This is a genomic window from Actinophytocola sp., assembly GCF_036402745.1.
Taxonomy (GTDB): Bacteria; Actinomycetota; Actinomycetes; order Mycobacteriales; family Pseudonocardiaceae; genus Actinophytocola.
On record NZ_DASWSJ010000353.1, the window covers coordinates 1 to 7394 of the forward strand.

A 7394-nucleotide genomic window follows, 5' to 3' on the forward strand; every position below is an offset into this window, starting at 1 on the left:
TTAGTCCCCGGTCAGCTCTTGTGGGCGCGGGCGGCGGCGAAGCAGTAGACGCCGAACGCCGCGAGGCCGAGGGCGACCACCACCAGCGCGATCGTGCCGAACGGCTGCGCGGCCAGGGTGCGCAGGGCCGCGTCCAGCCCACCGGCCTGCTTCGGGTCGGCGTTCGTCGCGGCCAGCCCGACCAGAATGCCGACGATGCCGAACGTGACGCCCTTCGCGACGTACCCGGCCACGCCGAGCCGGACGACCCACTGCTGGGTGCCGCGCGGCAGGTCGGTCAGGTCGAGGTCCCGCACGAACGACTTGCGGAAGCCCTTCGCGGCGGTCATGACCGCGACGACGAGGATGACGAGCGCCACCACGCCGACGACGAACGGGCCGGCGGGCAGCGCGAGCAGCTTCGCGGTCCAGGTCTGCTGTTGCTGGTTGCCCGACCCGGTGGAGGACCCGGAGCCCGACGCGAAGCGGGCCGCGGTGACGCCCAGCGCGACCCCGATGACGGCGCGGGCCGCGGAGCCGATCCGCTCGCGGGTGCGCCTGCCCTTCTCGCCGATCCACTCATATCCCTTGGCCGCGAGCAACAGCTGCCAGGCGCCGAACGCGAAGAGCCCGATGGCCAGCACCCAGAGCAGGAAACCGCCCATCCCGGTCGAGCCGATCTCCTCGACGGCGCCCCGCTGGTCGGCCTGCTGCGAGCTGCCCCCGATCGCCACCCGCAGCGCCAGGTACGCCACGAGCACGTGGACCACCCCGTAGCAGACCATCCCGGCCCGGCCGAGAACTTGCGTGGTCGTGCTGTTCTTCGCTCGCACGGTCTTCGACGACATGACGCCTCCTCGTTGCCGAGGAGGTACCCGTGGCCGGCCGGGGCGGAACGGGCCGTTTGCAGTAATCCGCTCTACACCGGGACGGTCAGCGTGGCGACGTAGCCGCCCGGGGCGCCGGTGACGGTGGCGAGCTGGCTGTCCCAGCCGTCGCCGAACACGGTGTCCCGCTCCAGCGAGGTGCCCGCGAGGTTGGTGACGCTCCGAAGAGGGCCAGGACGTTGCGTCTGCTGCGCAGGGTCGCGAGATCGAACTCGAGGCCCCGGTCGTGGTCGTGCATCTCGAACCTTCCTTCGCGTCAGGTTCGATGGTGCGGACGGGCGCCCTGCGCCGGCTGAGCGTCCGCTGTGCGCCTGCTGTGGGTCAGCGGCCGCCGCCGGGCGCCCACAGGATGTCGCCGTCCGGGTTGGCGACCCGGGAGAGCACGAAGAGCAGGTCGGACAGGCGGTTGAGGTACTTCGCGGCCAGTGCGTTGGTGTGCTCGGCGTCGGTCTCGATGAGGCGCCACGCGCTGCGCTCGGCACGCCGGGTGACCGTGCGGGCGACGTGCAGCAGGGCCGCGCCCGCGGTGCCGCCGGGGAGGATGAACGAGCTCAGCTTGGTGAGCCGGCCGTTGAAGTCGTCGCACCAGCCCTCGAGCCGCTCGACGTACGGCTCGGTGATGCGCAGCGGCGGGTACTTCGGGTTCGGGACGACCGGCGCGCACAGGTCCGCGCCGACGTCGAACAGGTCGTTCTGGATCGCGCGGAGCACGTCGACGATCTCGTCGGTGAGCCCGCCCATCGCGACCGCGACCCCGATCGAGGCGTTGGCCTCGTCGACGTCGGCGTAGGCGGCCAGGCGCGGGTCGGTCTTGGGCACCCGGTGGCCGTCGCCGAGCGCGGTGGTGCCGTCGTCGCCGACCTTGGTGTAGACGCGCGTGATGTGAACCGCCATGCGAAGCACGATACGGCTCAGCGCAGGACGGCGTCGCCGACGGTGCCGGTGATCCAACTCTCCCACTCGGCGGCGGGACTGCCGGTGGGCGGCGGCGTGATCCCCACTCTCATCGGGTGAGCTCCAGCAGCGTCTTGCCGACCGTCGCGCGCGACTGGATCGCCGCGTGCGCGTCGGCGGCGCGCTCCAACGGGAAGCGCTGGCCTATCAGCGGGCGGAGCCGCCCGGCGGCGGCCTCGGCGAGCGCGCTTTCCGTGTAGGCCCGCAGCTCCTCCGGCGTCGACGCGGTGCGGACGAGGGTGACCCCGCGCCGCTCCGCCTCCTCGGGCGCGACCGCGGTCCACGTCCCGCTCGCCAGGCCGAAGCTCAGCATCCGCCCACCCCGGTCGAGCAGCCCGAACGCGTCCCGGCCGAGGTCGCCGCCGACGCCGTCGAACACCACGTCGACCTTGCCCACCCGGCTCGCCCAGCCGGGCTCCCGGTAGTCGACCGCCTCGTCCGCGCCCAGCTCCCGCGCGACCCCGGCCTTCCGCGCCCCACCGGCGGCGGCCACGACGTGCGCGCCGGCCGCCTTCGCCAGCTGGACCAGCAGGCTGCCGACCCCACCGGCGGCGGCCTCGACGAGCACCCGGTCCCCGGTCCGCAGCCCGGCCGCGTCCACGAGCATCGTCGCGGTGCGCCCGTCGGCGAGCAGCGCGACGGCCGCGTCCAGCGCGAGGCCCTCCGGCACCGCGAACACCGCGCCCGCGTCCACCGCGACCCGCTCGGCGTACCCGCCCGAGCCGCCCGTGCTGGTGACGACCCGGGCGCCGACGAGCCCGGGATCCGCCTCGTCCCCCACGGCGATGACCACGCCGCCCACCCCGTTGCCGGGAATCATCGGCAGCGAGCCGGCGAACGGCCCGGCGCCGGTGGCCCGGAACTGCGTCTCGATGAACGTGATGTTGGCGAACGCCACGTCGATCAGCGCCTGGTTCGGCTCGAGCACCGGATCGGGCGCCTCGCGCGCGACGAGCACCTCCGGCCCGCCGAACTCGGTCAACCACACCGCACGCATCGGTCCTCCACTCCACCACCGGGCGACGGCACCAGCGTGCAACCTCCACCAATGTCGAGGTCAAGCCGGCGGCCCGAGAACGTGACAGCGCCCGTCCGGCTGGTGGACGGGCGCTGTCCGGCGGAAAGTCAGGACTGCTGCGGCGGGTCGCCGGCCGGTGGCTCCGGCGTGCTGGCCGACCGGCCGGCACCGGGCTGCTCGGAAGGCTGCTCGGCGGCCGGCGCGCCCCCGGCCGACTCCGGCGCGCCCGCCCCCGCCGGGTCCGCCGCGGGCAGGTGCGCCGCGGCCGGGTCCGGCGGTGGGCCGCCGTCCGGTGGGGGAGCGGTGCCGGGGTCGGCCGCCGCGCCGGGTGGGCCGGCGAGCGCCGGTTTGGGCACGAGCTTGTCCTTGAACACGAAGCCGACGCTCAGCAGCGCGATCAACGCGAGCCCGACGAGCGAGAGCCAGAAGCCGACCTCGGTGTGGATGAGCTGGTCGGCGACCGAGTTGAGGTCGGGCATCGACACCTGGTCCTGGGACAGGCCCTGCGCGTCGTTCTTGAGCTGCGAGGTGAGGTTCGACTGCGCGACGACCTGGGTGACGACCACCAGCACGCCGGCCACGAACGCCACCGCGGCGGTGCCGAACAGCCGCTCGCGCATCCGCCGGCGGAACAGCGGCACGAACGGCAGCGCGACGCCGGCCAGCATCACGACGCCCGTGATGATCGCGAGCACCTGCACACCCGGATCCGGCGGCGGCTCCGAGGACGTGCTCGACCCGGGGAGCTCGTTGGCCATGTCCTGGAGATCCTGCGGGATGTCGACTGCCGGATCCGCACCCGTGGCGAGCCCCACCCCGGTGTAGTCCGCGCCGATCGAGCCCATGCCCGGCACCTCGCAGGACACCGACAGGAACGGCAGGAACAGGAACAGCAGCAACACCAACGCGAACCCGGCCGGGCTGACCAGTCTCGACGAGGCCTTCATCGATTCCCCTCTCGGGCCGAGTGGCGGCAGGGTAGCGGAACGGATGCCGCCCACGCCCGGTCAACCCGCGCGACCGCGGTAGCGGACGGTCGGCGACGGGCCGACTCGCGGGTGGCCAACGGGTGGTGTGCGGGCTCGGGCATGATGAGCGCTCGTGACAGAGCACTTCCAGGTTCATGGTGGGGCGCGGCTTGCCGGCGTGGTCGATGTCGTCGGGGCCAAGAACAGCGTGTTGAAGTTGATGGCCGCCGCGTTGCTGGCGGAGGGCACGACCACGCTGACCAACTGCCCCGAGATCCTGGACGTGCCGCTGATGGGCGAGGTGCTGCGCAGCCTCGGCTGCGAGGTGACCATCGAGGCCGACACGGTCACCATCGCCACGCCCGCGGACCTCAACCACCGCGCGGACTCCGCGTCGATGGGCAAGCTGCGTGCGTCGGTGTGCGTGCTCGGTCCGCTCGTGGGTCGCTGCAAGCGCGCGGTCGTGGCGCTGCCCGGCGGTGACGCGATCGGGTCGCGGCCGCTGGACATGCACCAGAACGGTCTTCGCCAGCTCGGCGCGCACAGCGAGATCGAGCACGGATGTGTCGTGGCCGAGGCCGAGGGCCTGCACGGCGCGCAGATCTGGCTGGACTTCCCGAGCGTCGGCGCCACCGAGAACATCCTCATGGCCGCCGTGCTCGCCAACGGCACCACGGTGATCGACAACGCCGCGCGCGAGCCCGAGATCGTCGACCTGTGCACGATGCTGCTGCAGATGGGCGGCAAGATCGAGGGCGCCGGGACCTCGACGCTCACCGTCCACGGCGTCGACGCCCTGCAGCCCACCGAGCACCGCGTCATCGGCGACCGGATCGTGGGCGCCACCTGGGCGTTCGCCTCCGCGATGACTCGCGGTGACGTGACCGTGCGCGGTGTCGACCCGCACCACCTCGACCTCGTGCTGGAGAAGCTGCGCACCGCCGGCGCGGAGGTGACGATCCTCGAGGGCAACGCGTTCCGCGTGGTCCAGCACGACCGGCCGACCGCGGTGGACTTCGTGACGCTGCCCTACCCCGGCTTCGCCACCGACCTCCAGCCGTTCGCCATCGCGCTGACCTCGATCGCCGACGGCACCTCGATGATCACCGAGAACCTGTTCGAGGCGCGGTTCCGCTTCATCGAGGAGATGGTCCGCCTCGGCGCCGACGCCCGCACCGACGGCCACCACGCCGTGGTCCGCGGCGTGGAGCGGCTGTCCAGCGCGCCGGCGTGGGCCTCCGACATCCGCGCGGGCGTGGGCCTGGTGCTGGCCGGCCTGTGCGCCGAGGGGGTGACCGAGGTGTGGGACGTGTTCCACATCGACCGCGGATACCCCGGCCTGGTGGAGAACCTGGTGAACCTGGGCGCCGACGTGCGCCGGGTGACCAAGGCCCCGGAACGCGCCTGACCGGCTACATCTCCGCTTTCGTGCGGCGGCGCTCGCGGACGCGGACCACCACGAACACCACGATGGCCAGCACGACCAGGCCGATGACGATGTCCTGGAACAGGCCCGCGTACTGGTCGACCACCTGCCAGTTCGCGCCCAGCGAGTAGCCCGCGATGACGAAGACCGCGTTCCAGAGGAAGCTGCCCGCCGCGGTGAACACGAGGAACTTCCACAGCGGCATGCGTTCCACGCCGGCGGGTAACGAGATCAGGCTCCGGAAGAGCGGGACCATGCGGCCGAAGAACACCGCCTTGGTGCCGTGTCGCTGGAACCACCGCTCCGTGCGGTCGAAGTCGGACGCCTTCATCAGCGGCACGCGGACGATCAGCGCCCGGGCTCGCTCGCGGCCCAGCCACGCGCCGAGGTAGTAGGTGACCACGGCGCCCGCGACCGAGCCGATCGTGGTCCAGATCAGCGCCGCGGCCAGGCTCATCGTGCCCTGGCTGGCGGCGAACCCGGCCAGCGGCAGCACCAGTTCGCTGGGCATCGGCGGGAACACGTTGTCGAGGGCGACCAGTAACGCCGCGCCGGCCCCGCCCACACTGTCCATCAGGTCGACGGCCAGCCCGGCGATGCCGTTCGTGGGCTCGGCGGGGGTGGCGGCGGGCAGGAGCATCGCGTCCTCGATCCGGTCGGGAGTCGGTCTGAGGGGTAGGTACCCCAGCGGAAGACTGCGAAAGCCGGTTCCTGGGCGGTCGTTGTGCACGGTGGTTCAGCCGGGTATGACAATGAGGCACCTGATGCTCATGGGAAGGGGTCGGCATGCGTGCCCGCCGGATCGGCTCGGCCTTATCGGTAGGACTCCTGCTCGCCACGGCACTCGCGGCCGCAGGCACGGCGGCCACCGCCGACCACCGACCACCATCCGGCAAGCAACCGGTCGCGATCGGCTACGGCGGCGCGGTCGTGTCCGACACCCTCGACTCCACCAACGCGGGCCTGGAGGTGCTGCGCAAGGGCGGCACGGCGGCCGACGCGGCGGTCGCGGTCGCCGCCACGCTCGGGGTCACCGATCCCTATGTCGCGGGCGTCGGCGGTGGCGGTTACTTCGTGTACTACGACGCGCGCACGCACCAGGTGTCCACGATCGACGGTCGCGAGACCACGCCGAAGGCCGGCAGCGACACGATGTTCGTCAACCCGGCCACCGGTCAGCCCTACGCGTTCGCGACCGCGGTCACCAGCGGGCTCGGCGTCGGCGTACCCGGCATGCTCGGCACCTGGGAGCGCGCGCTCGACCGGTGGGGCCGGTTCGACCTGGCCGACAACCTGAAGCCGGCCATCAAGGTGGCCGACCGCGGGTTCACCGTCGACGCCACGTTCCGCGAGCAGACCAGGCAGAACCAGGCGCGGTTCGCGCAGTTCGGCGCCACCCGCGAGCTGTTCCTGCCGGGTGGTCGGCTGCCCGAGGTCGGCTCCCGGCTGCGCAACCCGGACCTCGCCGACACCTACCGGCAGATCTCGCGGGACGGCATCGGCGCGCTGTACGGCGGCTCGATCGGCCGCGACCTGGTGGACGCGGTGCGCACGCCGCCGGTCGCGCCGGACGCCACCATCGATCCGCCGGCCGGCCTGATGACCGTGCAGGACCTCAAGGGCTACCGGACGATCGACCGCCGCCCGACGCACGTCGGCTACCGCGGGTACGACGTGTACGGCATGGCGCCGTCGTCCAGCGGCGGCATCACGGTCGGCGAGTCGCTGAACATCCTGGACCAGTTCAACCTGTCCGAGATGGACCGTGTGCAGGCGCTGCACCACTACCTGGAGGCCACCCGGCTCGCGTTCGCCGACCGTGGCCGGTACATCGGCGATCCGGCCTATGTGGACGTTCCGCAGGAGGACCTGCTGTCCGAGCGGTTCGCCAAGCAGCGCGCGTGCGAGATCGACCCGGCGGCGGCCGCACCCGGCCCCGTCGCGCCCGGCGACCCCGGCGGCTCCGCCTCCTGCCAGCTCGCCGCGGCCGCCACCCCCGACGGCAACCAGGGCGCGCACACCAACCACTTCGTGGTGAGCGACAAGTGGGGCGACGTCGTGTCGTACACGAACACGATCGAGCAGCTGGGTGGCAGCGGGATCGTCGTGCCGGGGCGGGGTTTCCTGCTCAACAACGAGCTGACGGACTTCAACTTCGCGCC

General features: G+C 72.5%; 7 protein-coding genes. 2 read left to right on the top strand and 5 right to left on the bottom strand.

Annotation, left to right across the window (positions count from 1 at the left end; translation table 11 throughout):
• Nucleotides 1–11: 11 nt before the first annotated feature.
• From VGD70_RS31820 to VGD70_RS31835, 4 genes are all read right to left on the bottom strand, one after another.
• Nucleotides 12–827, bottom strand: coding sequence for a DUF1206 domain-containing protein (locus VGD70_RS31820; RefSeq protein ID WP_331087940.1), 816 nt, complete (start codon nucleotides 825–827; stop codon nucleotides 12–14).
• Nucleotides 828–1187: 360 nt separating this feature from the next.
• On the bottom strand, nucleotides 1188–1760 hold the full coding sequence (locus tag VGD70_RS31825; protein ID WP_331087942.1) for a cob(I)yrinic acid a,c-diamide adenosyltransferase: 573 nt from the start codon (nucleotides 1758–1760) through the stop codon (nucleotides 1188–1190).
• A gap of 109 nt (nucleotides 1761–1869) precedes the next feature.
• Nucleotides 1870–2817: a zinc-binding dehydrogenase gene (locus VGD70_RS31830; protein ID WP_331087943.1), complete on the bottom strand. Its 948-nt coding sequence runs from the start codon at nucleotides 2815–2817 to the stop codon at nucleotides 1870–1872.
• A 128-nt stretch (nucleotides 2818–2945) separates the two neighbouring features.
• Entirely contained in the window at nucleotides 2946–3785 is an 840-nt protein-coding gene (locus VGD70_RS31835; RefSeq protein WP_331087945.1) for a hypothetical protein, read from the bottom strand.
• A 154-nt stretch (nucleotides 3786–3939) separates the two neighbouring features.
• On the opposite strand from VGD70_RS31835, the gene murA reads away from it, so the two are divergent.
• The gene (murA, locus tag VGD70_RS31840; RefSeq protein ID WP_331087946.1) at nucleotides 3940–5214 is read left to right on the top strand and encodes a UDP-N-acetylglucosamine 1-carboxyvinyltransferase; all 1275 of its coding nucleotides are present in this window, start codon (nucleotides 3940–3942) and stop codon (nucleotides 5212–5214) included.
• A 4-nt stretch (nucleotides 5215–5218) separates the two neighbouring features.
• Here the strand turns inward: murA and VGD70_RS31845 are convergent, their stop codons facing one another.
• On the bottom strand, nucleotides 5219–5872 hold the full coding sequence (locus tag VGD70_RS31845) for a DedA family protein (protein ID WP_331087948.1): 654 nt from the start codon (nucleotides 5870–5872) through the stop codon (nucleotides 5219–5221).
• A gap of 146 nt (nucleotides 5873–6018) precedes the next feature.
• Here VGD70_RS31845 and VGD70_RS31850 point away from each other — a divergent pair.
• A partial coding sequence (locus VGD70_RS31850) for a gamma-glutamyltransferase family protein (RefSeq protein ID WP_331087950.1) occupies nucleotides 6019–7394 on the top strand: 1376 nt, incomplete at its 3' end.

Coding starts and splice junctions, on each gene's coding strand:
- VGD70_RS31820 (WP_331087940.1), bottom strand. CDS start 827: ATGTCGTCGAAGACCGTGCGAGCGAAGAACAGCACGACCACGCAAGTT.
- VGD70_RS31825 (WP_331087942.1), bottom strand. CDS start 1,760: ATGGCGGTTCACATCACGCGCGTCTACACCAAGGTCGGCGACGACGGC.
- VGD70_RS31830 (WP_331087943.1), bottom strand. CDS start 2,817: ATGCGTGCGGTGTGGTTGACCGAGTTCGGCGGGCCGGAGGTGCTCGTC.
- VGD70_RS31835 (WP_331087945.1), bottom strand. CDS start 3,785: ATGAAGGCCTCGTCGAGACTGGTCAGCCCGGCCGGGTTCGCGTTGGTG.
- VGD70_RS31845 (WP_331087948.1), bottom strand. CDS start 5,872: ATGCTCCTGCCCGCCGCCACCCCCGCCGAGCCCACGAACGGCATCGCC.